The organism is Nitrospirillum guanabarense (assembly GCF_034653355.1).
Lineage (GTDB): Bacteria > Pseudomonadota > Alphaproteobacteria > Azospirillales > Azospirillaceae > Nitrospirillum.
Window position 1 is genome coordinate 1188678 of sequence record NZ_JAYEER010000001.1, and the last position, 23491, is coordinate 1212168.

At 67.2% G+C, this 23491-nt stretch carries 19 protein-coding genes and 2 pseudogenes; 10 read left to right on the forward strand and 11 right to left on the reverse strand.

The window, feature by feature from the left end:
* Positions 1–91: 91 nt before the first annotated feature.
* Positions 92–268 (forward strand): annotated as a pseudogene (locus tag UAA55_RS31170) (helix-turn-helix domain-containing protein); the annotation flags it as partial.
* A gap of 98 nt (positions 269–366) precedes the next feature.
* Positions 367–972 carry a LysR substrate-binding domain-containing protein gene (locus UAA55_RS04885; protein ID WP_322951534.1) on the forward strand — a complete coding sequence of 202 codons (606 nt, stop codon included), beginning with the start codon at positions 367–369 and terminating at the stop codon, positions 970–972.
* 69 nt (positions 973–1041) lie between these two features.
* On the opposite strand, the gene aptA is transcribed toward UAA55_RS04885, so the two are convergent.
* From aptA to UAA55_RS04900, 3 genes are read right to left on the reverse strand one after another with little or no spacing between them, the layout of a single operon-like run.
* Entirely contained in the window at positions 1042–2385 is a 1344-nt protein-coding gene (gene aptA, locus UAA55_RS04890; RefSeq protein ID WP_322951536.1) for an omega-aminotransferase AptA, read from the reverse strand.
* Between the two features lie 10 nt (positions 2386–2395).
* Positions 2396–3844 carry a sodium:solute symporter family protein gene (locus tag UAA55_RS04895; RefSeq protein WP_322951538.1) on the reverse strand — a complete coding sequence of 483 codons (1449 nt, stop codon included), beginning with the start codon at positions 3842–3844 and terminating at the stop codon, positions 2396–2398.
* A complete protein-coding gene (locus UAA55_RS04900; RefSeq protein ID WP_322951539.1) occupies positions 3841–4098 on the reverse strand; it encodes a hypothetical protein in 258 nt (85 codons plus the stop codon). Before UAA55_RS04900 ends, UAA55_RS04895 begins: the two co-directional genes overlap by 4 nt.
* Positions 4099–4443: 345 nt before the next feature.
* On the opposite strand from UAA55_RS04900, the gene UAA55_RS04905 reads away from it, so the two are divergent.
* Positions 4444–6807, forward strand: coding sequence for a TonB-dependent receptor (locus UAA55_RS04905; RefSeq protein ID WP_322951540.1), 2364 nt, complete (start codon positions 4444–4446; stop codon positions 6805–6807).
* A gap of 61 nt (positions 6808–6868) precedes the next feature.
* On the opposite strand, the gene UAA55_RS04910 is transcribed toward UAA55_RS04905, so the two are convergent.
* Positions 6869–7762 (reverse strand): LysR family transcriptional regulator, encoded by an 894-nt coding sequence (locus UAA55_RS04910; RefSeq protein WP_322951541.1) that lies wholly within the window; start codon positions 7760–7762, stop codon positions 6869–6871.
* Between the two features lie 329 nt (positions 7763–8091).
* Complete coding sequence (locus UAA55_RS04915) at positions 8092–8817, reverse strand: SDR family oxidoreductase (protein WP_322951542.1); 726 nt, start codon at positions 8815–8817, stop codon at positions 8092–8094.
* Between the two features lie 63 nt (positions 8818–8880).
* Between UAA55_RS04915 and UAA55_RS04920 the strand changes: the two genes are divergently transcribed.
* Positions 8881–9396 (forward strand): YkgJ family cysteine cluster protein, encoded by a 516-nt coding sequence (locus UAA55_RS04920; protein WP_322951543.1) that lies wholly within the window; start codon positions 8881–8883, stop codon positions 9394–9396.
* On the opposite strand, the gene UAA55_RS31175 is transcribed toward UAA55_RS04920, so the two are convergent.
* From UAA55_RS31175 to UAA55_RS04945, 6 genes and pseudogenes are all read right to left on the reverse strand, one after another.
* A complete protein-coding gene (locus UAA55_RS31175) occupies positions 9393–9764 on the reverse strand; it encodes an aldehyde dehydrogenase family protein (protein ID WP_416235166.1) in 372 nt (123 codons plus the stop codon). The genes UAA55_RS04920 and UAA55_RS31175 overlap by 4 nt on opposite strands.
* Before the next feature lie 14 nt (positions 9765–9778).
* Positions 9779–10807: pseudogene (locus tag UAA55_RS04925) on the reverse strand (aldehyde dehydrogenase family protein); the annotation flags it as partial.
* Positions 10804–11142 carry a carboxymuconolactone decarboxylase family protein gene (locus UAA55_RS04930; protein WP_088875393.1) on the reverse strand — a complete coding sequence of 113 codons (339 nt, stop codon included), beginning with the start codon at positions 11140–11142 and terminating at the stop codon, positions 10804–10806. The pseudogene UAA55_RS04925 and the gene UAA55_RS04930, both read right to left, overlap by 4 nt.
* Before the next feature lie 65 nt (positions 11143–11207).
* Positions 11208–12068 carry a p-hydroxycinnamoyl CoA hydratase/lyase gene (locus UAA55_RS04935; protein WP_322951544.1) on the reverse strand — a complete coding sequence of 287 codons (861 nt, stop codon included), beginning with the start codon at positions 12066–12068 and terminating at the stop codon, positions 11208–11210.
* A 32-nt stretch (positions 12069–12100) separates the two neighbouring features.
* Positions 12101–14203: an acetate--CoA ligase family protein gene (locus UAA55_RS04940; protein ID WP_322951545.1), complete on the reverse strand. Its 2103-nt coding sequence runs from the start codon at positions 14201–14203 to the stop codon at positions 12101–12103.
* The gene (locus UAA55_RS04945; RefSeq protein WP_322951546.1) at positions 14204–14992 is read right to left on the reverse strand and encodes an HpcH/HpaI aldolase family protein; all 789 of its coding nucleotides are present in this window, start codon (positions 14990–14992) and stop codon (positions 14204–14206) included.
* Between the two features lie 361 nt (positions 14993–15353).
* On the opposite strand from UAA55_RS04945, the gene UAA55_RS04950 reads away from it, so the two are divergent.
* The 6 genes from UAA55_RS04950 (at position 15354) to UAA55_RS04975 (ending at position 23458) form a co-directional block, all read left to right on the forward strand.
* Positions 15354–16205 (forward strand): hypothetical protein, encoded by an 852-nt coding sequence (locus UAA55_RS04950; RefSeq protein WP_322951547.1) that lies wholly within the window; start codon positions 15354–15356, stop codon positions 16203–16205.
* Between the two features lie 61 nt (positions 16206–16266).
* Entirely contained in the window at positions 16267–17178 is a 912-nt protein-coding gene (locus UAA55_RS04955) for a DUF6282 family protein (protein WP_322951548.1), read from the forward strand.
* 65 nt (positions 17179–17243) lie between these two features.
* Complete coding sequence (locus tag UAA55_RS04960; protein ID WP_322951549.1) at positions 17244–18575, forward strand: MFS transporter; 1332 nt, start codon at positions 17244–17246, stop codon at positions 18573–18575.
* A gap of 40 nt (positions 18576–18615) precedes the next feature.
* Positions 18616–19515, forward strand: coding sequence for an amidohydrolase family protein (locus UAA55_RS04965; protein WP_322951550.1), 900 nt, complete (start codon positions 18616–18618; stop codon positions 19513–19515).
* A gap of 5 nt (positions 19516–19520) precedes the next feature.
* On the forward strand, positions 19521–20333 hold the full coding sequence (locus UAA55_RS04970) for an amidohydrolase family protein (RefSeq protein WP_322951551.1): 813 nt from the start codon (positions 19521–19523) through the stop codon (positions 20331–20333).
* 227 nt (positions 20334–20560) lie between these two features.
* Positions 20561–23458, forward strand: a complete 2898-nt coding sequence (locus UAA55_RS04975) for a TonB-dependent receptor domain-containing protein (protein ID WP_322951552.1) — start codon at positions 20561–20563, stop codon at positions 23456–23458.
* Positions 23459–23491: the final 33 nt, after the last annotated feature.

The following is a 23491-nucleotide window of genomic DNA, read 5'->3' on the forward strand; positions in this document are numbered from 1 at the left end:
CCAGCGGCGGCTTTCGACTTGAGGATAGGATAAAGACCGGGCATATGTGGAAAAATGCGCATTATCGAGAAACTGTTGGGCGAATATGCCTATGCCGGACTGGGACGACGTGCACTTATTCCTGGCCGTGGCCCGCAGCGGGCGCTTGGTCGCGGCCGGCAAGGCGGTCGGCGTGGATCATACGACCATCGCCCGCCGGCTCGGCGCGCTGGAGGCGGCGCTGGACGTGCGGCTGTTCGACCGTTCGCCGCGCGGCGTGACATTGACGGAGGCGGGGCGCCTGCTGCTGCCCCATGCCGAGCGTATGGAAAGCGAGATGGAGGCGGCGGTGGCGCGTCTGGGGCCCCGGGGGCGGCACCGTCGGGCGTGGTGCGCATCGCCACCCCGGAGGCCTTCGGCATGGCCATCGTGGCCCCGCACGTCGCGGAGTTCCACCGGCGCTATCCGGATCTGCGGCTGGACCTCGCGCCCGAGCCGCGGCAGGTCAGCCTGGCCAATCATGAGGCCGACATCGCCATCGTGCTCAACCGCCCGCCCAAGGGGCGCGTTTTTGCGCGGCGGCTGGTGGATTTCCGCCTGTGTCTCTATTCGTCGGCGGACTACCTGGCGGAGCACGGCCCCGTCGCCAGCCGGGCGGAGCTGCGCCGGCATCCCTTCGTCTGGTACATGGACGAGAAGATCGACGATCCCGAGCTGCTCTACCTCAACGAGGTGATCCCCGATGCCCGGCCGGTGTTCCGGTCCACGTCCATTTCCGCGCAGCAGGGGGCGGTGGCCGCGGGGCTGGGGCTGGGGCTGCTGCACGCCTTCGCGGCCGAGGCCGATGCGCGCCTGGTGCGGGTGCTGCCGGAGGTGGAGGTGAAGCGCAGCTACTGGCTGGTGTTCCACGTCGACCACCAGCACCAGCCGCGGGTGCGTGCGGTGGTGGAGTTCCTGGACGAGCTAATCGAACGCTATCGCCCTCAGTTCTGAATTGCCCGCAGTTCCGAATCGTTGGCCCCGGCGGTGGTCTGCCGCCGGGGCCATTGGTACTCTGCAGTGTCAGGCGACGTCGGCCAGGACCTTGCCGATCTGCTCGAAGATGCGGGCGATCTGCGCCGGCGTGACGATCAGCGGCGGCGACAGCGCGATGATGTCGCCCGTCACACGCACCAGGACACCCTCATCGAAGCAGCGGTGGAACACCTCCATCGCCCGCGCGCCGGGGGCGCCGGGGCGGGGGGCCAACTCAATGCCCGCCATGAGGCCGAAATTGCGCACGTCGATCACATGGGGCGCCCCCCGCAGGGAATGGGCGGCCGTTTCCCAATGGTCTTCCAGCGCGCGGGCGTGGGCGAACAGACCGTCACGCTCATAGATCTCCAGCGTGGCCAGCGCCGCGGCCGTGGCCACGGGATGGGCCGAGTAGGTATAGCCGTGGAAAAGCTCGATGCCCGGCTCGGCACTGTTCACGATGGTGTCGTGGACGTCGCGCGAGACGGCGACCGCGCCCATCGGCACGGTGCCGTTGGTGATGCCCTTGGCCATGTTGAGCAGGTCCGGCGTGACCCCGAACCGTTCGGACGCCGTGGCTGCCCCCACCCGGCCGAAGCCGGTGATGACCTCGTCGAAGATCAGCAGGATGCCGTGGGCGCGCGTGATCTCGCGCAGGCGTTCCAGATAGCCGACTGGCGGCACCAGCACGCCGGTGGAACCGGCCACCGGCTCCACGATGACCGCCGCGATGGTGTGCGCCCCGTGCAGGGCGATCAGCGCCTCCAGCTCATCGGCCATCGCGGCGCCGCCGGCCGGCTGGCCACGGGTGAAGGCGTCCGCTGGCCGATACGTGTGGGAAAGATGGTCCACCCCCGGCAGCTGCGTCTGGAACCCCTTGCGGTTGCCACCGATGCCGCCCACCGCCATGCCGCCGAAATTGGTGCCGTGGTACCCGCGCGCGCGGCCGATGAGCCGGTTCCGGCCGCCTTGGCCCCGGGCCAGGTGATAGGCCAGTGCGATCTTGAGCGAGGTGTCGGCGGACTCCGAACCGGAATTGGTGAAGAAGATACGGTCCAGCCCGGCCGGCATGATGGCCGACAGCCGGCTGGCCAGCTCGAAGGCCTGCGGGTGGGCCAGCTGGAACGTGGGGGCGAAATCGAGCGTGGCGGCCTGCCGGGCGATGGCGTCCACGATCTCCGCCCGGGCGTGGCCGGCGTTGACGCACCACAGGCCCGCCGTGCCGTCCAGGATCTCCGCCCCATCGGGCGTGCGATAGGTCATGCCGCTGGCGCTGGCCAGAAGGCGCGGGTTCTTCTTGAAAAAGCGGTTGTTGGTGAACGGCATCCAGAAGGAGGACAGGTCGGCCTCGTTGCTCCGCAGCGGCGGGCCGCCGGCGACATCTTCAAGCATTCTCAGAATCCTAGTCATGTGAAGGAAGGGAAGGGGCCGCGCGCAGGCGCGTCAGCAGGGTGGCAGCCTGCCGGCGCGGATGCAGGGCCGCGGCGGTGAGCATGACGGCGGTATTGAGCACCAGCCCCACCAGCCCGGCGTTGAGGCCGCCCACGTCGACGGCGGCCAGGTAAATCCAGAAGGCGGTGGCGTACCCCGCCGCCATGCCCAGGATCACCGCACTGGCCCTGACGCGCGGCAGGAACAGCGCGGCGAAGAAGGCGGGCAGCGACTGGGCGATGCCGAAATAGAAGATGTTGTTGAGGGTTACGATAAATTTGCCCGACACCTCGGTGCCGATGATGGACAGCAGGATGTAGAGCGCGGTGACGACCTTGGCCCAGCGCCGCTGCCCGGCCTCGTTCAGGCCCGAGACGATGTTGCGGGTAACCAGGGGGCTGATGGCCAGGCACACGCTGCTGAGCAGCACCAGGCCCGAAAGGGTGATCGTGGCCAGTACCACGCCCACCACCCATTCCGGCAGTAGCGCCTGGGCGGTGGTGATGAACACGAAGTCCGGCTGCGGCGGTTGCAGGCCATGGAACCGGGCGAAGAAGGCCACGCACATCAGCAGGGGGAAAAGCAGCAGGTACAGCGGCGAAACCACCTGCGCCCTGCGGATGGCGCCGGGGTCGCGGGCGGAGAACAGGAAGGCCCAGGTCTGCGGGATCATGGCGAAGCCCGCCGCCTGCAGCACCATGGTCGACAGGGCGAAGACGAGGCCCTTATGGTCGCCGCCGGCCGGGACGGATGCTGCCAATGCCGCCGCGCCACCGACCTGCCCACCGTCGGCCTGCCCGCCGTCGATGTGCCAGTGGGCGATGGCCGCGCCGCTGACCAGCAGGATCGCCGACAGCATCAGCACGTCCTTCAGGATGGCGACGAAGGCGGAGGCGCGCAGCCCGGCGATGACCACGTAGAGGAAGGCCATGCCCCCCGCCAGCGCCAGCAGCACCACCGGCGCCACCGGCAGGCCCAGGGAGGCCAGCACGATCTTCAGCCCCATGAACTGCGTGGTTCCCACCGGCACCAGCAGCAGGATGGCGGAGCCGGCCATCACCAGTTCCAGGGCGCGGCTGTCGAAATGGCTGCGGAAGAAATCGGGGATCGTGGCGGCGCCGTAGAGGACGCCGGCCCGCCAGATGACCGGTCCCACGCAATACAGCACCGGGGCCGCCAGCAGGATGTAGCCGAAGAACCAGGTGATGAAGTCGCCGCCCTTGGCATAGACCCCGCCAGGAAAGCCCAGCATGCTGGTCACGCTGTACGTTTCCCCCACCGACAAGAAAAAGAACAGGACGGCGCCGAACTGGCCGGAGGCGGTGAAGAACTCCTTCGCACCCTGATGGGCATGCCCGCGCTTGGAAAACAGCGCCAGCAGCAGGGAGGCGGCGATGATCGTGACGAAGGCCGGGATCATGGCGTTCCCTTCCCCTGGCCCTTCCCCTGGGTGCCGAAAAGACGGTTGCAGGCCAGAAGGCACAGGCTGGTCGCCGGCGCGCAGGCGAACAGGCACCAGATCGAACCCCGGATGCCCAGGAACGTGACCGAGGCGAAGGGCGCCCACAGCGTCAACCCGAAGAGCAGGGTGACCGGCAGGCCCAGCGCCAACAACGCCAAACCCGACCGCGGCATGTCCCTGCCCAGCCCGTCCTCTGTCCGTTTTTCCGCCATGCGGGGCTCCTTCCGGTTTGGTTTGGGGGCGACCTCCACGCGGGCACCCGCGAAGGGACACCGGCCCATGTTCGAAGGATGCCGTGCCCGCCCGCCGCCGCCTAGCACCTCCTGCGGGACAGGGTGTCGCGCAAATCGGCCGGCATTGCAGGGGGTTACCGCCGGAGGACGTGCCCCGGAAAATGCGACAGGGTGACCGCCTTAAAGTGCTTTCGCCGGATTGTGCGTTGCAGCAGCATGAATGCGAACAGGTCGGTACGGCGCATAAACCGCAAGAAAACAGCGGAGCGCCCTGGTTGCGAGAGGGGGAGCCCCCCTATGACCATTCATGTTTGGGGATGACAGATGAACAGCCTTGTCCTTGATAAGGGCGCCCATCCCGGGCGCGATGACTTCCGCGGCGGCGCGCCGGGCAAAGGAAGAAGCGGAGGATTGAACCGGGCGGCGCTGCGCACCGGCACGGCGCTGACGCTGCTGCTGGCCCTGGCGGGCAATGCCGCCCGGGCGGCCGACCAGGCGCCGGCGGCGGAGCAGGCCGCCGACAAGGGGGCCGGGTTGGAGGAAATCGACGTCCAGACCATCCTGGTGACGGCCAACCGCCGTCTGGAGAACGCCCAGCGGGTAGGCACCTCGATCGACGTCATGACGGGCGGCGACCTGGTCGACCGCAACGTCCAAAACGTTTACGACCTGCAATACCTGACGCCGTCGCTGCAGGTGACGCCCCAGTTCGGCAGCGGCCAGCCCGCCTACCAGATCCGCGGCGTGGGCTTCAACGACTATGCCAGCAACAATGCGCCGGCGGTGGGCATCTATGTCGACGAGGTGGCCTACCCCGTCCCCTTCGCCAGCAGCGGCGCCATGTTCGACGTGTCGCGCGTCGAGGTGCTGCGGGGGCCCCAGGGCACGCTCTACGGCCGCAACACCACGGGCGGCGCCATCAACTACATCATGAACAAGCCGACCAAGGAGATGACGGCCGGCGTCGCGGTCCAGTACGGCAGCTTCGACGCTGTCACGTCGGATGCCTTCGTCTCCGGCCCGTTGAACAACAAGCTCGCCTTCCGCGTGGCGGGACAGGTGCAGGAAGGGGGCGCCTGGCAGCATAACCGCGACACCGGCGAGGCGCTGGGCGACGCGGACAGGCAGGCGTTGCGCGCGTTGCTGGATTACGACAGCGGTTCCAACCTGCGTGTGGGCCTGAATTTCCACTGGAGCCGCGATCGCTCCGACGCGGCGGGCACCTATCTCCTCAGCCCGCTGACGGCGCTCAACGCCAAATATCCCAGCCAGTATCCAGTTTACCCGGCCGATACCGCGCGGGACGCCACGGGATGGGGCACGACGCCGCAGTTCGCCTCGGAAATCGGCATATCGCCCACCACCAAGCCCTTCTCCCACATCGACACGGTCGGCACCAGCGTGCGGGCCGACTGGGACTTCGAGTCCGCCACCCTGACCGACCTGGCCAGCTTCGACCACGCCACGCGGCAGGAATACGACAATTTCGACGGTTCGCCCCGCAGCACGGGCGACGTCTATTTCGATACCCGCGCCAATGTGGTCGCCAATGAGCTGCGCCTCACCTCGACCGGGGACCAGGACTGGCACTGGGTGACGGGCCTGTATTACGCCAACCAGGTCCTGCACGACCGCTACGCCACCGGCTATTACGAACTAAACGGCTTCGACCGCAACGTCACCTACGGGCAGACGGTGAACACGGGCAGCGCCTTCGGCCAGGTGACCTACGACCTGACCGACAAGCTCAGCCTGACCGGCGGCCTGCGCCTGGAATACGAGAAGCGCGAACTGCGCGACTTCGGCGCCTTTTACGTCAACAACGGCGTCGTCACCAACCCCGGCAACGTCGTGCCCTATCGCGACACCGATTTCCTGGAACCGTCGGGCAAGGCGGAACTCCAGTACCGCTTCACCGACGACGACATGGCCTACGTCTCGTTCAGCCGGGGCATCAAATCGGGCGGCTTCACCGCCTACAACTCGAACGTCGCCCAGACCTCCACCACGCCCTTCAAGCCGGAAACGATCTTTGCCTATGAGATTGGCAACAAGCTAGCGGTGCCGGAATATCACCTGCGCTTCAATATTTCGGCCTTCTATTATGATTATCGCGACCAGCAGGTGCAGTCGGCGGTGGTCAACCCGCTGACGGGCCTGGTCGGCTCCATCATCAACGCGCCGAAGTCCCACCTGTACGGTGGCGAGGCCGACTTCATCTGGGAGCCGATCAAGAACCTGCGCATCAATGAATTGCTGGCCCTGGCCAAGGGCTCGTTCGACGAGTTCTCCACCATCGGCACCGCGGTGAAGGTGGGCGGGATCTATGTCGGCGTGCCGACCAACCGGGTCGGCGAGACCGAGTTCGCCCCCAAGTTCACCTCGAACGGGTCGGTTTCCTATCTCTGGAACCTGGGTGATTACGGGCTGACGACGGACATGTCCTATTCAAGCCGCAGCACCTACAATTCCATCTTCGGTTCGCTCTACAACGTGGCCGGCTACACGCTGGTCGACGCCAGCGTGACCCTGGCGCCCAAGGACGACCGCTGGAGCCTGAAGCTTTTCGGGAAGAACATCTTCGACAAGCGTTACGACGTGACCCGCAACTTCTTCGTCGCGGGCAATAACATCGCGCTGGCCGGCAAGCCCGCCACCTGGGGCGTGCGCTTCTCGGTCACCTACTGACCGGGGCCGGGGCGGGGGCCGGCGCGTCCGGCCCCCTTCCTTCGTCTCCGGCAAGCCCGCGTCAGGCGCCCTCCAGCGCGTGGCCGATGGCGGCGGACAGCTTGCGCGCGGCGAAGGACAGGCGCCGGCCGCGGGCACAGCAAAGGTCCACCGTGGTGATCATCGCGTCGCGCTCCTCAAAGGGCAGCGCGATCAGCTGTCCCGTCTCAATCTCGCGCTGGCAGCACATCACGGGCAGCACCAGGGCCGCCACCTTGCGTAAGGCCAGTTCCTTGTGGACCTCGACGGAACTGCTCTCGAAGACCGGTTCCAGCGTCACGTGGGCTTCGCGCGCCAGCTGGTTCAGCCGCATGCGCGACCCGTGGCTGGTCCCCGCCAGCACCAGCGGCACGCTGGCCAACTGGCGCAGCGACACCCGTTCCTCCCCGGCCAGCGGGTGGCCGGGCGCCACGATGATCTTGTGCTCGACATAGCTGCTCAGGCGGATTTCGACCTTGCTGGTCTCGGGCGAGAACATGGTCAGGCCCAGGTCGGCCTTGCCGCTTTCCACCGCGTCGAACACGTTGCTGGCGCTCGCCGTCTCGATGTGGAAAAGCAGGCCCGGGTACTGGACGTGCAGATCCGCCACCACGCGCGCCAGGATGCCGGCCGCCGGGGCGCCGGCGGCATAGATGGTCACGTTGCCGCGCTCCAGCCCCCGCAGTTCGTCCGTCGCCGCGCGCGCCTCGCGCACGTTGGCCAGGATGGTGCGCGCATACCCCAGCAGCAGCCGGCCGGACTCGGTCAGCATGATCCCTTCGGCGTTGCGGTCGAAAAGCTCCGTGCGGAAATGGTATTCCAGCGCCTCGATCTGGCGGCTGATGGCGCTGGCCTTCACCCCGTGCGCGCGGGCCAACTGGCGGAAAGATTCCGCCTCGCCCAACTCGACAAAAACCTCCAGCGCCTTCAAACGCATGTCGCCGTCCAACCTGCCGCACGTGCCTTCACCAGGGCGCCCGCGCGTTCAACCGGGAACACACGTGGCCCCTGTTCCCTGCTTTTCCCTGCGGATTCTGGCGCCAAGCCGGGCTTCGGCCTGCCTTGCCCCACTGGTGTTAACCCTGACGATGTCGGCTTCGGCCCAGCGAAGTCAAGCGGCTTCGGGCGGCATGACTTCGGTGCCGGCGGCCAAGTCCAGCCGCGTCCGGCCCGTGGCCCGGTGTTGTGATGCGCGGCGAGGCTTCTTCCGGCAGTGATACGTTGCCTATTCGGGTGCCGTTGTTTCGCCAGGGGGCTCGCGGCGCCTTAGCCCCGCCCCAGGAAGGGCTGTCCTATCGGCAGGATCACGGATTCCAGGACGTTGATCTCCGCCGGCATCGCCGCGACGCAGTGGATGAGGTCGGCCACATGTGCCGGCTGCATGGTCTGTTCCGGGCTGAGCCGGTCCAGCCCGGGAACCAGGTTCGTCATGGCCGAGCCCGGGCGGATGACGCCGGCGGTGATGCCGTGGCCGCGGCCGTCCAAGGCGATGGCGCGCGTCAGCCCGTCCAGCGCGAATTTCGACGCGGTGTAGGCGGCGGTGTCCTCGCGCGGGGTCAAGGCGGAGATGCTGCCGACCATCAGGATGCGCCCCCGCCGACGGGGTTTCATCAGCCTGACGGCCGCGCGGCTGCACAGGAACGCCGACGTCAGGTTGATGTCCAGCACCTCCCGCCACCGGGCCAGGGTCAATTCCTCCAGCGGGGTCTTGTCGGCGATGCCGGCATTGTTCACCAGCAGGTCGGGGGAGCCGAGGTCATGGCCGATGGCGGCGAACACGTTCTCCACTTGATCTTCCCGCGTCACGTCGGCGGCGTAGGCCTGGGCGCTGCCACCGGCGGCCCGCGCCTCGGCCGCGACCGCCTCCAGCCGGTCCAGGCTGCGGGCGACCAAGGCAACCTTCATGCCCGCCGCCGCCAGCCTGCGACCCACGGCCGCCCCGATGCCGGAACTGGCGCCCGTCACGATCGCCACTTGACCGGAAAGGTCCATTCTCAAAATCCTCTGTTCACGCCTGGCCGATCATGCTTCTAATATGACATGAACGAACATGATATGATATCGGCAAACGACCTAAGTTCACCGGCATCGCTGGACCAGAACGTCATCCCCTGCGACGGCTGCGTCCTGTGCTGCAAGAGCGACCAGGTGATCCTGCACCCCGAGGCCGGCGACAACCTGCTGTCCTATGTCTGGGATCTGGTTGCTTCCCCGCTCTATCCGGGGCAGGTCGTGCCCGCCCTGAAGCGCGATCCCGCCACCGGCCATTGCGTCTATCTGGCTGGGAACGGCTGCTCGATCCACGACCGGCGGCCGGCGGTCTGCCGCCGCTTCCATTGCGCGCGCACGGCCCTGGCGCTGGAACGCCTGCCGCGCGCCACCGTCAAGGCCCTGGCGCGGCGGGGGGATGTGTTCGACGAGGCGCTGCTGGCGCGTGGTCGCGACCGCCTGCAACACGCCCGCGAGAGGGGGCTGGAGCCGGTGCTGGACACCGACCAGCAGGTGGCGGCGTTCGAACGCATCGCGGCCATGCCCGTGCGGGCGCCCCAACGGCGGCCAAGGCGGCGCTAGGTCCCGGCACCGTGGACCACCCGGATTTCGGCGTAGGAGCGCAAGCCGGCCACGCCCATGCCCCGCCCGATGCCAGATTCCTTGAAGCCGCCGAAGGGCAGGTCGGGTGTGGCACCGCCGTGGCCGTTGATCCAGACGGTGCCGGCTTCCAACTGCCGGGCGACGGCCTCGGCGCGGGCCTGGTCGCCACTCCAGACCGAGGCGCCCAGGCCGAAGCGCGTGGCGTTGGCCCGCGCCACCGCTTCTTCCTCGATGTCGAAGCCCAGGATGGGCAGCACCGGCCCGAACTGTTCCTCATCCACCAGGCGCGCGCCCTCGGCGAGGCCGGTGACGATGGTGGGGGCGATGAAATAGCCCGGCCGGTCCAGGGCGCCCCCCCGGCCAGGATGCGCCCGCCCCGCGCCCGCGCGTCCTGGAGGATGGCTAGCACCTTGTCGAACTGCGGCCGGTTCTGCACCGGGCCCAGGTCGACGTCCGGCTCGAACCCGTTGCCCAGGCGCACCCGCCGCGCCTCCGCCGCCAGGGCTTCGGCCAGCGCGTCGGCGATGGCGGCCTGGGCGTAGACGCGTTTCACCGCCATGCAGATCTGGCCGCTGTTGGCGAAGGCGCTGGCGAACAGACGGGGGGCGACCGTCGCCACGTCCACGTCGTCCAGGACGATGGCGGCGTCGTTGCCGCCCAGTTCCAGCGACACCCGCTTCAGGGTCGCGGCGGCGGATGCCATCACCTTCTTGCCGGTGGCGGTCGAGCCGATGAAGGCGATCTTATCGATGCCGGGGTGGGTGGTCATCCACCGTCCCAGGGCGTCGCCACCCGACAGGGTGTTGACCAGCCCGGCCGGCAGGATGCGGGCGGCGATTTCCCCCAGGCGCAGCGTGGCCAGCGGCGTGAAGGGCGAGGGCTTCACCACCACCGCGTTGCCGGCGGCCAGGGCCTGGGCCACCATCTGCATGGCCAGGATCAGCGGCGCGTTCCAGGGCGCGATCACCCCCACCACGCCCATGGGGACGTAATCCAGGCGCACCGGCCCTTGCGGCCCCTCCCGCAGATAGCCGCCGCCGATGTCCAGCGCCGCCGTCCCCTCGATCCGGTCGGCGGCCACCGCTACCTCGCGCCGCGCGGCGGCCAGGGGCTTGCCCTGCTCCCGCGTCAGCAGGGCGGCCAGCGCCTCCGTCTCCGCGCGGATAGCGTCGGCGAAGGCGCGCATGGCCGTGCGGCGGGCAGTCGCATCCACCTGCCGCCAGGAGAGGAAGGCCGCCCGCGCGGCGGCGACCGCCAGGTCCAGGTGCGCCTCGCTGGCGTCCGGCGCCGTCGCGAAGGGCTCACCAGTGGCGGGATCGATGACGGGAAACGCACCATCGGCGGCCATGCCTTCGCCGCCGATGGTGAGAAGGAAGGGCGCCGACGTCATGACTTGCCTTCAGCCTGTCGCTGCTGGACCACCTCCAGGAACTTGCGGCTGGCGGAGATGGCGGACGGCCAGGACGCGTAAAAGGCCAGGTGGTTGATGGCCTCGCCGATCTCTTCCACCGTCAGGCCGTTGTCCAGTGCCAGGCCCAGATGGGCCGGCAGCTGCTCCGGCCGGTACATTGAGATCAGGGCGGCGATGGTGACCAGGCTGCGGTCGCGCTTGGACAGGCCCGGCCGCTCCCACACCTCGTTGTACAGAATGCGGTCGGTGTATTCGACCAAGGCTGGCACAACCGCCGCCAATTCATTTCCCTTGCCGCTGCTTGGCCTTTGCATGCGTGGCTCCCTTCCATGCCGGGGGTCTCTGATCGCGCCGGACCAAAGCCCCCTTATCGTGCGGGTTATTCGGCGCGGACGTAGTTGCCCAGGCCGGGGCGGAAGGACTTCTCGTCCAGGAACTGCTTCAGGCCCTGCTCCTTGCCGCGCTCCGGATCCACGAAATTGGTCTGGTCGACCTTGGCGGTCAGGTATTCCGACGCCTGCTCCCAGGTCATTTCGCGCGCATACTTGTAGGCCATCCGGGCCTGGCGCAGCACGGTGGGGTTCTTGCCCAGCAGCGTCCGGGCGATTTCCGCCGTCCGGGCCCGCAGCTGTTCCTTGGGCACCGCCTCGTTGGCCAGACCCAGCGCCACGGCCTTGACGCCGTCGAACTTCTCGCCCGACATGACATAGTACAGCGCCTGGCGGTCGCCCATCACGGTGCTGATGGCCTTGGAGACGACGCCGCCGGGGATGACGCCCCAGTTGATTTCCGACAGCCCGAACACCGCCTTTTCATCGGTGACGGCCAGGTCGCAACAGATCAGCGGCGTGAACGCGCCGCCGAAGCACCAGCCGTTGACCATGGCGATGGTCGGCTTGGCGTAGTGCATCAGGGTGCGCCATTGCCAGGCTCGCGTGGAGCGATAGGCGCGGTGGCGCTCGATATCGGATAGCCCGTCCGTGGCCCGGAAGAAGTCCTTTAGGTCCATACCGGCGGAGAAGGCCTCGCCCACCCCGGTCAGGACGACGACGCCGCAGCGGTCGTCGGTTTCCAGCGCGTCCAGCACCTCGTTCATCTCATGGGCCAGCCCGACGCTCATGGCGTTGCGCTTGGCCGGCCGGTTGAGCTGTACCCAGGCGATGCCCTCCTCGAACTCGACCAGCACTTCCTTGCCGCCCGGGACGGGCTTTTCGGCAACGGGCGTCTCAATTTTCGTCATATCGGATGCCATGGCTTCCACGGGGATGCTCCTCAGTCGGCGATGAACAATGCATCGAGCGCCATGACCCCCTCGCCCTCCGCGAAGACGGTCAGGGGGTTGACGTCCACTTCTTTGATTTCGGGATGGGCTCGCAGCAGGGTGCCCAGCGCCATGACGGCGTCGGCCACAGCTTCCACGTCTCGCGGCGCTTGGCCGCGGAAGGCGCCCAGCAACTTGGCGCCGCGCATCCGTCGCAGACGCTCCAGGATCTGATCACGGCCGGCGTGGGCCGGCAGCATCTCGATGGCGTCCAGAGCCTCTACCCACACGCCGCCCAGGCCCAGCACCACAAAGGCGCCCCAGTCCGGGTCGTTGCGGCCGCCAATCACCAGTTCCAGGCCCGGCCGCGCCATTTCCTCGATCAGGATGCCGTCGATAGCTCCACCAGCCCTGGCCCGATCCGCGCTGTCCGTCAGGCGCTGCCAGCCGGCGCGCAGCGCCGCCTCGTCCTTGATGCCGACGATGACGCCGCCGACTTCGCTCTTATGGGTCAGCCAGGTCGCCTGCAGCTTCATGACCAGGGGGTAGGTGATGCGCGAGGCTACCGCGACGGCGGCCTCGACGTCCTGGACCAGCGCACCTTCGGGCACTGGGATACCTATGGCCGAAAGCAGGGCCTTGCTCTCATATTCCGGCAGGGGGCCATGCCGCGACAGCGCCGGCGCCGGGGGCGGCGGCGCTGTGCGTTCCATGGCCCGCGCATACGCCACGGCCCGGCCGTTGACGGCGCGGAAGGCTCGCAGCGCCCGCTCCGGTGAACGGAACAGCGGCGTGCCGGTTTCGCGCAAGGGCGCGACACAGCCGGGATCCAGCGGCAATTCATCGCCCAGGATGGCGACGGTGACCGGCTTGGACGCCGTCAGGGCGACGGGGGCGATGGCCTCCGCCTTCGCGCGCTGCTGCCAGGGGCCGCCGCCGGCCAGGGCCAGCAGGACGGATCCGACGGCGGGGTCGGCCAGCATGGCGCTGGTGGTTTTGCCGAAGACGGACGCGTCGGAGAAGCCGGCGGTGCCGACATCCAGAGGATTGCTGATCTCGCATTGCGGCGGCAGCAGCTGGCGCAAGGTGTCCGCCGTGTCCCTACCCAGGGCCGCCACCTCCAGGCTGATCTTCTCACAGAAATCGAGGCCGAGGCCCCGCACCGCGCCGGAATTGGTGATGACGCCGACCCTGCCTTGTGTCGGCTCGGGAAACCGATAGAGGATGGCGGCGGCGTCGAACAGTTCGTCCATGGTTTCGACCAGGACGACGCCCTCATCTTCCACCGCCGTCTTCATGGCAGCGTAGTCGCTGACCATGGCGCCGGTATGTGACAGCGCCGCCGCCCGGCCTGACGCGCTGGCGCCGGGATGGACCATCAGGATGGGCCGGCCGGCCTCCCGCGCCACCCGCGCCGCCGCCAGGAAGGCGGCCGGGTCGCGGATCTGCTCGACATAGGCGGCGATCAGGCCCACGCCTTCGTCCACCAGATGGCGGATGACATGGTCGATGCGGACGACCGCCTCATTGCCGGTGGTGACCACGTGCGAAATCCGCGCGCCGCGCGCCAGCAGGGCGGAGCGGATGTTGGACGCCATGGCGCCGCTCTGCGCCACCACGGCGGCGTGCGGTGGACCCGCCACCGGCCGAAAGTCCAGCGATTCAAAGCTCAACGCCGCGCCGCTGGCGTAGTTGACGAAGCCCAGGCAGTTGGGGCCCAGCAGCGCCAGGCCAGCGGCCCGGCACATCGCCGCGATCTCCTCCTGCTCGCGCCGGCCTTCCTCTCCCGCTTCGCCGAAGCCGGCGGCGAAAACGACGGCGCCGCCCACGCCTCGTTCGATGCAGGCCCCGATCGCCTCGCGCACCGCCTTGTGTGGCACGTTCAGAACCGCGACATCGACGCCGTGGGGCAGGTCGTTCAGCGATTTCAAGCAGGGAACGCCATTGATCTCGGTGCGCGTCGGGCTGACCAGGTACAGCGGCCCGGTGAAGCCGGACCCCGCGATGTTGCGCAAAACGGCGCCGCCCAGCGACGCGGGCTCGGGCGAGGCGCCCGCCACGGCGACCGAGCGTGGCTGCAGCAGGCGTGTCAAATCCAGTTGGGGGGTCCGCATTCAGACCTCCTCCCGGCCGACGCGGAACGGGGCGACCTTGTCCATCGCCGCCTTCAGCGCGTTCTTGTACATGACCATGTCGGACTGCCAGGCGATGTAGCGGGCGCCGCGCCCGACCCAGGCCTTCAGGCCGTCGGGGCTGCTGGCCACCACGCCGTAGTGCTTGCCGGCGCGGGCGCAGGCTGCGACGACCTCATCCACCACCTTGGCCACGTCGGGATGGTCCGGCTCGCCCGGATGGCCCAGGGACTGGCTGAGATCGCCGGTGCCGATGAAGGCGACGTCCAGTTGGTCCAGGGCGCACAGCGCGTCGATGTCGGCGGCCATGCGCGCGTTCTCGACATGGACGGCGATCAGCGTGTCGCGATTGGCTTGCTCGATGTAGGTCTTGGCCGGGGTGTAGGCGTAGTCGCCCGCCCGGCAGCCGGGGGCCCAGCCGCGCTCGCCCAACGGGTGGTATTTGGCGCGGCGGATGACCGTGGCGGCCTCGGCGGCCGAGCTCAGCGATGGCACCTGCACGCCGCTGGCCCCACTGTCCAGGGCGTGCAGGATGGTGGCCTCGCCGGCATCGCTGGTGCGGACGATGGCGCTCATCCCCACCAGCTGCGCCGCGCGGATCAGGTCCTCGACCTCGCCATGCGTGAAGTTCGCGTGTTCGGTATCGATGATGATGAAGTCAAAGCCGGCGAGGCCGATCATCTCCACCAAATTCGCGGACGCGAACTTGACGAACGTGCCGATGACGACCTCGCCCTTTTCCAGGCGCCGTTTGGCTAGGCTATTGATCACAAAGCACCTCCCGCCTGCGACGTCTCTTGGGACCGGACGTCTGCCGCCCGGTCATCCAATGCAAACGTGGATGGGGAATCAAATGCTGATTGATGCCTTGTCCGATAACGGCCCGGTATCGGAGGGCGCTGCCTACGGACCGATGCCGTGGCGGTATCGGAGCGCTGGCCAAAAAGAATTAGACGGCTAACGATGTAGCGGTCCTACTGTTCTCATAAACTATTGCCGGGAATTTCAAGAAAGCTCCGCCAGGCCCCCATGTCGCTTGGACGTGTAGCATCTTGAAGAGCGTGTGGGAGGCGGCGTGTACGGAAAGAACGACTTGCGGGCTTCATTGGCGCCGTCGGCGGAAAAGGTGGCCATGACCCCTTTCAAGCCGGCCTCTTACGGCCGCTTCTATGAAGAGACGCCGGTGGAGGAGAGCGAATTGGCTTCCACCTGGCTGACGCGTGGCCAGAACCTGATCGTGGCCTACAGTGCCGTGCGTTCCGGCGCGGTGCTGGCGCGCTCAGGCCAGATCGATGAATACGCCGTCGTCCTTCCCGACGCGGGTTTGAGTGTTGAGATCACGGCCGGCGGCCAGACGGAGACGGCGCACGGGCCGTGCGTGGCCTTCATCCCGCCCGGCGACAGCAGCATCCGCGCGCTGGGCGACGGCGGCCTCTATCGGCTGATCACCACCCGGTCGGCGGATCTGGCGGCCCGTTGCGCCAACGCCGGCGACTTCGCCACGCCCGACCTGAACGTTCCGGAGTTCACGCCCTGGCCCGATCCGGTCGGCGGCTGGCGCATTCGGGTCTATTCCGGCGACGTGCCGTCGCAGCCGGGCCGCTTCGGCAGAATCTACCGCTGCACCACCATCATGGTGAACCTGACCAGCGGCCGCGCGGGTCCCCGCGACCCGGCCGACTTGTCACCCCACCACCATGATGATTTCGAGCAGTATTCCATCGCCACGGCGGGCGAATTCATCCACCACCTGCGCTGGCCCTGGACGGGGAACAGCGCGCACTGGCTGGAGGACCAACATGCCTACTGCGCGGCGCCGTCGGTCGCGGTGATACCACCGCCGGCGACCCATACCTCGCAGGGGATGAGCACCGGCCTCAACCGCCTGGCGGACGTTTTCTGCCCGCCGCGCCGCGATTTCTCCGCCCGCGAGGGCTGGGTGCTGAACGCGGCCGACTATCCGGCGCCGGACCCGGCGCCATAAACAGGAACTCCAAATACGAACCGCGGCCAGCGCGGCGCATCTGAAAACGGGAGGATAGAGTATGACGGATCGCAGGATTGACGATCTGCTGGTCGGTGCCGTGGATCTGCATTGCCACAGCGGCCCTTCGGTCATGCCGCGCCGGTTGAACCATGTCGAGGCCATCAAGGACGCCGAGGCCGCCGGCCTGCGGGCCATCCTGTTCAAGGATCACTACTATTCGGTGACGCCCGTGGCCGAGCTGCTGAAGGAGACGATGAATCCCAAGATTCAACTCCTGACCGGCGTTCCACTGAATAACACCACGGGCGGCCTGAACCCCTACGCGGTGGAGCATGGCTTCAAGCTAGGCGCCCGCTTGGTGTGGATGCCCACCTTCTCCGCCGCCAACCACATCCGCCATTCGCATCGGCGCCAGTTCCTGCCCACGAAGGACCAGATGCTGCCGCCGCGCGCCCTGACCGTGGTGGATGATCGCGGCGCGCTGCTGGACGAGGTCAAGGTCATCCTGGACCAGATCGCGCAGTATGACGCCATCCTCTCCGCCGGCCACCTGCACATCAGCGAAATCTGGCCGCTGTTCGCCGAGGCGAAGACGCGGGGCGTCAAGCGCCTTCTGGTCAACCATCCCACCTTCCTCATCGGCTGCGGCCCGGCCGACATGAAGGAACTGGCCGGTATGGGCGCCTATCTGGAGCATTCGTGCTGCATGTGGGCCGGCGTCCAGGGCAAGAACTACACCGCCGACAGCTTGAACCAGGTGATCAAGGCCGGCGGCGTGGACAGCACCATCATCGGCTCCGACCTGGGCCAGGTGGGCAACCCCACGCCGGTGGAAGGGTTCCGCCATGTCATCGGCATGTGCATCGAGTTGGGCTATTCCGACGACGACATCCGCAAGATGATCAGCCTGAACGCCAGCCGGCTGGTCGGGTTGGACGAACCGGCGCGTGAGCAATCCGCCGCGGAGTGATCCTGGCCGGCGGCGGGGAACGCCGCCGCGCCACAAAAAAAATCCAGACCAGGGAGGTACCGAGCATGCCGGCCAATCCGCTTGACGCCATCGCCGTCACGCCGATGCGTTTGCGGCAGTACGTCATCGTTGCGCTGTGCTGCTTGATCAATGTCACCGAGGGTTACGACATGATGTCGGCGGCCTACACGGCGCCGTTGTTCTCCGCCGAATGGGCCGTGCCCAAGGCGACCCTGGGCCTGCTGTTCAGCATGGGGTCGCTGGGCTTGGCGCTTGGCGCGTTCGTGGCGGCCCCCCTGGGGGAACGGCTGGGGCGGCGCGGCGTGACGCTGATCGCCCTGGTCGCCATCACCGTCGCGCACGGCCTGTCGTCGATCGCCGCTTCCATTGAGGTGCTGATGGCCCTGCGCTTCCTGATGGGGGCGGGGTTGGGCATCCTGGTGGTCAGCCTAAACGTGTTGGTGTCGGAGTTCGCCAACAACCAGCGGCGCAACCTCATGCTGTCGATGCTGCACACCGGCTTCACCATCGGCATGATGATCGGCGGGGCGGTCGCCGGCTTCCTGCTGGTGCCTTACGGCTGGCGGTCGGTCTACGTCTTCGGCATGGGCATGAACGCCGTGCTGCTGCTGGCGTTGGCCCTGTTCATGTGGGAATCACCCACTTATCTGGTGTCGGCGCAGCCCCGGGGCGCCCTGGCCCGCATCAACCGGATCCTGGCCGGCCTCGGCCTCGATCCGCTGGTTGAACTGCCGCCGCGGCCCGAACGGGCGCGGAAGGAGAATGGCGCGGTCGCCCTGCTGGCCAAGGATGCCTGGCGGCTGTCCGTCCTGATGTGGCTGGCCTCCTTCATCTATGCCCTGGTCGGCTATTTCCTGCTGAACTGGAAGCCGACGGTGCTGGTGGAGGCCGGGCTGACGCCGACGCAGGCCAGCTTCTCCGGTGTGCTGCAGGGCATCGTCGGTGCCACCGGCCACCTCACCGTGGGCGCGTTTTCCCGCCGCGTGGGGGAGGCGCGCATGACCGCCATCTTCTTCATCCTGATGGGTGCGATGCTGGTCCTGTTCGGCAGCGTGCATGCCGGGGTGCCGGTGATGATCGCAATGGCCTGCGTGCTGACCTACTTCACTGTCGGCGCCTATACCGGCGTGTTCCTGACCGCCATCGCGCTCTATCCCCAGCGGCTGCGCAATTTCGGCGTGGGCTTCGTCGTTGGGTTCGGACGCGCCGGCGCCGTCGTCGGTCCGTTGATCGGCGGCCTGCTGCTGGGGGCGGATGTGGGGCGGGCGGCGACCTTCGCCTTCTTCGCCGCCATGAGCGCGATACCGGCGGTCGCGATGCTGCCCCTGAGCCGCAAGCCCGGCCAGCCGGCCCCGCTGACCACCGCGCCGACCTGACCATACGGCACGATACGATAATCGGGGAGACGAAGGGGCTATGAGCCAGCAAGCGGGCAGGGAACCGATCTACGACGCGCACGCGCACGTCTTCACCAATGATGCGGCGCGCTATCCCATGGACACGCGCAACGCGCGGGAGGGCGAGGACAATCTGCGCCGGCGCATCGCCGCCGAGCCCATCACGGCGGAGCGACTGTGGCAGTGGTGGGAAGCCAGCGGCGTCGTCGCCGGTGCGGCCGTGCAGTACAACACCATTTACAAGACCGACAACCGCTACCTGCTGGACGCCACGTACGCGCATCCGGACAAGCTGTCGGCCGTGGTGATTCTGGACGCCCAGGATCCGGAGACGCCGGCGCAACTGACCCGCATGGTGATCGAGCGGGGGATCGTGGGCCTGCGCCTGTTCGGTTATCCCGACGCCACCGGCGCCTATCCCTGGCTGGATTCCGAGGCGGCGCTCCGCACCTGGGCGGTCGCCGACCGCTTTGGCCTGACCATGGTGGTGATGTACGCCCCGGGCGTGGCCTCGCCCGCCCCGCTGGCCCGCGTCGGCAGCCTGGCCCGCCGATTTCCGCGCCTGCGTATCGCGCTGGACCATTTCGGTTGGCCGGGCGGTGGCGACCCTCAGCAGCTGGGCCTGGTGCCGGTGCTGGAGGCCATGCGGAAGCATCGCAACGTCTACTACAAGCTGACGACCATCAATTTCCGCATGTTCGACCAGGCCGGCGTGGATCATGCGGCCTTCGTCCGCCGCGCGGTGGACGTCATGGGGGCAGACCACGTCATGTGGGGCTCCGACGTCGGCAACACCCAAGAAAGTTACGAGAGCATGGCCGCGCAGGCGCGCGCGTCGGCGGCGCTCCTCGATGAGACGGAGCGGCGGCTGTTCCTGTGCGACACGGCGCGCAGCCTGTTCCAGCGCGGCGACAGGTAAGCGCCATGACGGTTGAGCGTCCCTTTGCCGAACCACCCATCGTCGACGCGCATGCCCACATCCTGACACGGCGCATGCCATTGCGGGACGATGCCTGGATCCGACCGGACTATGATTACACGGCTGAGGACTTCCTGGCGGACCTGGACCGGCACGGCATCGCCTTCGGGATCGTCACCGCTGCCAGCCTCTACGGCGATTACAACGACTACACCCTGGCGGCGCTGGGGCGGTACCGGCGCCTGCGCGCGACGGTGATGCTGCAGCCCGACACCGACCTGGCGACCCTGCGCCACCTGCGGGACCAGGGCGTCGTGGGCGTGCGCATGCAGTGGAAGGTAGACCAGGCGCCGCCCGACCTGCGCAGCTATCCCTACCTGAAATTCCTCAACCGCCTGGCCGACTGCGGCATGCATGTCGAGCTGAATGCCAGCGCCGTCCAATTGGCCGTCGTGCTGCCGGCGTTGGAAGCGCACGGCGTCAACGTCGTGGTCGATCACTTCGGCCTGCTGCGCGCACCGGAGGGTATGGAGGGCGCTGGCTTCCAGGCCATGCTGCGGGCGGTCGCGGCGGGGCGGACCTGGGTCAAGATCTCCGCGGGCTTCCGCCTGGACCCGGCGATCCGCCAGGCCTGCGCGGCGCGCCTGCTGGTGGAGGCGGGTGGGGAGCGCCTGCTGTGGGGCAGCGACGCGCCCTTTGTGGGGAAGGAAGGCGCCGTGACGTACGCGGACGCCCTTGCGCACTTCCACGCGTTGGCGCCGGACCCGGCGGTGCGCCGCCAGATTTCCGACGCGGCGTTGCGTCTGTGCTTCTTCTGACGCGGGCGACCGCATCAAATCAGGGATCTCTTTTCCGAGTATGGGGTGGGCTCCACCGCGTGAGCGCCCTTGCCCCTTAAGGGCTTGGCTTGGGCGATTTTTGATGCCGAAACGGTATCGGTTCTGCCGATTGCGGCATTGGATTTTCGTCATCGTATAAATGAATATGAAAATAACAAACAATGAGCATCCCGAATGACCTTCATTCCGGAGCGGGGAGGGAACAGATGAGCGATAGGCTGCCTAACGATTCCAGCCAACTGTTCTTGGGCACAGGCGGTCGCCGGCCGCTGAAATATGGGGCCGTCAGCCTGCTGGCCATCAGTGCCGCGCTGGCGATGACCGCGCCGCACCAGGCCGCTGCGCAGAGCGTCCCGGCGGAAGCCAGCGCGCCTGCGGGGGACCTTGAGGAAATCATCGTGACGGGCACGCGCATTTCCGGCTTCACGGCGCCCACGCCGATGACGTCGCTGAGCGCGGTGCAACTGCAGGACAAGGCGGTTAGCACCGTCGCGGACATGCTGCTCGAAGTGCCGCAGTTGCGGATCAACCAGAACATCGGCAAGTCCAGCGAACCGATCGGCGCCTCCAACGCCGACCTCCGCGGCTTGGGCACCCAGCGCACCCTGGTGCTGATGAACGGCAACCGTGTCGGCATCACCGATCCGGCCGGGACCATCGACACCAACATCATTCCCGTGGCGTTGATCAAGAACGTCGACATCGTCACCGGGGGCGCCTCCGCCGCCTACGGTTCCGACGCCGTCGCCGGTGTGGTCAACTTCGTCCTGGACAAGGATTTCGAGGGGGCGAAGGCCGACATCTCCTACGGATCGACGGAGCATGACGATTTCCGCCGTCCGGATGTCAATTTCGCCCTGGGCCATGGCTTCGCCGACAACAAGGTGCACATCGAGGTCGCGGGCGACTTCATGCACAATTCGGGTGAGAGCAGCCAGGCGTCGCGCTCCTGGGGCGCCAACGGCACCGTGCAGTTGACCAACCCGGCCTATACCAAGACCAACGGCCAGCCGCGCCTGCTGATCGTCGATCACGGCACCTACTCGCAGATGACGGCCGGCGGTGTTGTCGGCCTGTCGGGCGGCACCAACACACTGGCGCTCAGCCTGGCCAACAAGCTGGGCTTCGCCCCGGGCACGGGCGTGCAGTTCGGGTCCGACGGCAAGCCCATCCCGTTCCAGTATGGCACCAACATCGGCGCCACCTTCATGCAGGGCGGCGGCGGCGGCTCCGCCATCAACGACGGCAACCTGCTGCCGGAGATCGACCGCAAGAGCGGTTACGGCCGGATCAGCTATCAACTGGCCGACAATATCACCCTGTTCGCGGACATGCTGTATTCGCAGGTCCACGCCAATTCGGACCTGGCGCCCAATCCCGACGTCGGCACCATCACCATCCGCAACGACAACGCCTTTCTGGATCCCAGCGTCAAGGCGGCGATGGCGTCGCTGAAACTGGCCAGCATTCCCTTCGGTCGCCTCAACTACGAGGATGGGAATTCCGAATTCCGGACCGTGACCAAGACCCGCCGCTGGACCTTCGGCGCCGAGGGTTCCTTCGGGCGGAACTGGAACTGGAGCGTCACCGGCCAGCTGGGCCGCAACACCTATGATGAGTTCGCGGACAACAACCGCATCTCGCAGCGGTGGACTTATGGCCTGGACTCGGTGATCAACCCGGCCACGGGCCAGGCCATCTGCCGGGTGAAGCTGGCCAACCCGAACCCTACGGCGGCCCAGGACCCGTATGGCGACATCCGCAGCTGCGTGCCCATCAATCCCTTCGGTGCAGGCTCCATCAGCCAGCAGGCGCTGGGCTACTACCTCGGCACCTCGACCATCACCGCGGACATGCATCAGGACGTCTACGCAGCCAACATATCGGGCTCGCCCTTCTCCACTTGGGCAGGGCCGCTGTCGGTCGCGGCTGGCGCGGAATACCGCATCGAGAAGACGGTCCAGACCTCGGACGCGAACTCCGTGCTCAGCCGCTGGCGGTCCATCAACGGGCAGCCATTCTCCGGCGAATACAATGTGAAGGAAGCATACAGCGAGGTCGTGGTGCCGCTGGCCGAGGACATGACGCTGGCCCACAAGCTGGAACTCAACGCCTCGGGCCGCTATACTGAGTATTCGACCAGCGGCGGCGTCTGGGCCTGGAAGTTCGGCGGCAACTACGAACCGATCGAGGACGTACGTTTCCGTGGCACGGTGTCCCGCGACATTCGCGCGCCGAACAACTATGAGTTGTTCTCGCAAGGCAACCAGGTGATCAACGCCATCATCGACCCCCGCACCAACGTGGCGCGGCAGACGACGCAGATCACGGGTGGCAATCCCAACCTGCTGCCCGAGGAGGCGGACACCTATTCGGTGGGCGTCGTCTTCAAACCGAGATGGCTGGACGGGTTCCATGCCTCTCTCGACTACTACAACATCGAGATCAAGAACGCGATTTCCACGGTGGCGGCGCAGGACATCGTGAATTTCTGCTTCAATGGGCAGTCTGTGTTTTGCTCTGGTGTCATCCAGACGGGGGGTATCATCACCCGTGTCAACATCATCCCCTTCAACGCCAACTCCCAGCGGGCGGCGGGCGAGGACTTCGAGGCTGAGTATTCTTTCCCCCTCACCCTGCTGAACAACGATGGGGATGTGCAACTGCGGGTCCTGGCCAACCATGCCGATACGCTGACCACAACGGCGAACGGCGTGTCCAACGACTATGTCGGCCTCGCCGGCATCTCACCGCCCCCGGCGGGCGTGCCGGAATGGCGCGTGAACGTCGACGCCAACTACAGCTTCGACAAGTGGAGGCTCGGGGTGGGCTACCGCTATATCTCTGGCGGCAAGTTCGACACACGCTTCAACCTGACCACCTTGGACATCGCCAACAACGACATCTCCGGCATCGGGTATTGGGACGCCAACGTCTCCTACCGGCTGAACGAGAACCTGACGATTTACGGCTCTGTCGAGAATTTGACCGATGAGGCCCCGCCGATCACGCCCAACGGCATCGTGCAGCCTACCATCGCCAACTCCCCCTTCTTCGACAATCGCGGCCGCTTTTGGGTACTGGGCGTGCGTGCACGGATGTGATCCTCCCTTGAATTCCCGTGCGCAGGGCGTCGG

Coding starts and splice junctions, on each gene's coding strand:
- UAA55_RS04960 (WP_322951549.1), top strand. CDS start 17,244: ATGCCGGCCAATCCGCTTGACGCCATCGCCGTCACGCCGATGCGTTTG.
- UAA55_RS04955 (WP_322951548.1), top strand. CDS start 16,267: ATGACGGATCGCAGGATTGACGATCTGCTGGTCGGTGCCGTGGATCTG.
- UAA55_RS04965 (WP_322951550.1), top strand. CDS start 18,616: ATGAGCCAGCAAGCGGGCAGGGAACCGATCTACGACGCGCACGCGCAC.
- UAA55_RS04970 (WP_322951551.1), top strand. CDS start 19,521: ATGACGGTTGAGCGTCCCTTTGCCGAACCACCCATCGTCGACGCGCAT.
- UAA55_RS04895 (WP_322951538.1), bottom strand. CDS start 3,844: ATGATCCCGGCCTTCGTCACGATCATCGCCGCCTCCCTGCTGCTGGCG.
- UAA55_RS04905 (WP_322951540.1), top strand. CDS start 4,444: ATGAACAGCCTTGTCCTTGATAAGGGCGCCCATCCCGGGCGCGATGAC.
- UAA55_RS04920 (WP_322951543.1), top strand. CDS start 8,881: ATGATATCGGCAAACGACCTAAGTTCACCGGCATCGCTGGACCAGAAC.
- UAA55_RS04950 (WP_322951547.1), top strand. CDS start 15,354: ATGACCCCTTTCAAGCCGGCCTCTTACGGCCGCTTCTATGAAGAGACG.
- UAA55_RS04910 (WP_322951541.1), bottom strand. CDS start 7,762: ATGCGTTTGAAGGCGCTGGAGGTTTTTGTCGAGTTGGGCGAGGCGGAA.
- UAA55_RS04930 (WP_088875393.1), bottom strand. CDS start 11,142: ATGCAAAGGCCAAGCAGCGGCAAGGGAAATGAATTGGCGGCGGTTGTG.
- UAA55_RS04915 (WP_322951542.1), bottom strand. CDS start 8,817: ATGGACCTTTCCGGTCAAGTGGCGATCGTGACGGGCGCCAGTTCCGGC.
- UAA55_RS04975 (WP_322951552.1), top strand. CDS start 20,561: ATGAGCGATAGGCTGCCTAACGATTCCAGCCAACTGTTCTTGGGCACA.
- UAA55_RS04900 (WP_322951539.1), bottom strand. CDS start 4,098: ATGGCGGAAAAACGGACAGAGGACGGGCTGGGCAGGGACATGCCGCGG.
- UAA55_RS04935 (WP_322951544.1), bottom strand. CDS start 12,068: ATGACGAAAATTGAGACGCCCGTTGCCGAAAAGCCCGTCCCGGGCGGC.
- aptA (WP_322951536.1), bottom strand. CDS start 2,385: ATGCTTGAAGATGTCGCCGGCGGCCCGCCGCTGCGGAGCAACGAGGCC.
- UAA55_RS04940 (WP_322951545.1), bottom strand. CDS start 14,203: ATGCGGACCCCCCAACTGGATTTGACACGCCTGCTGCAGCCACGCTCG.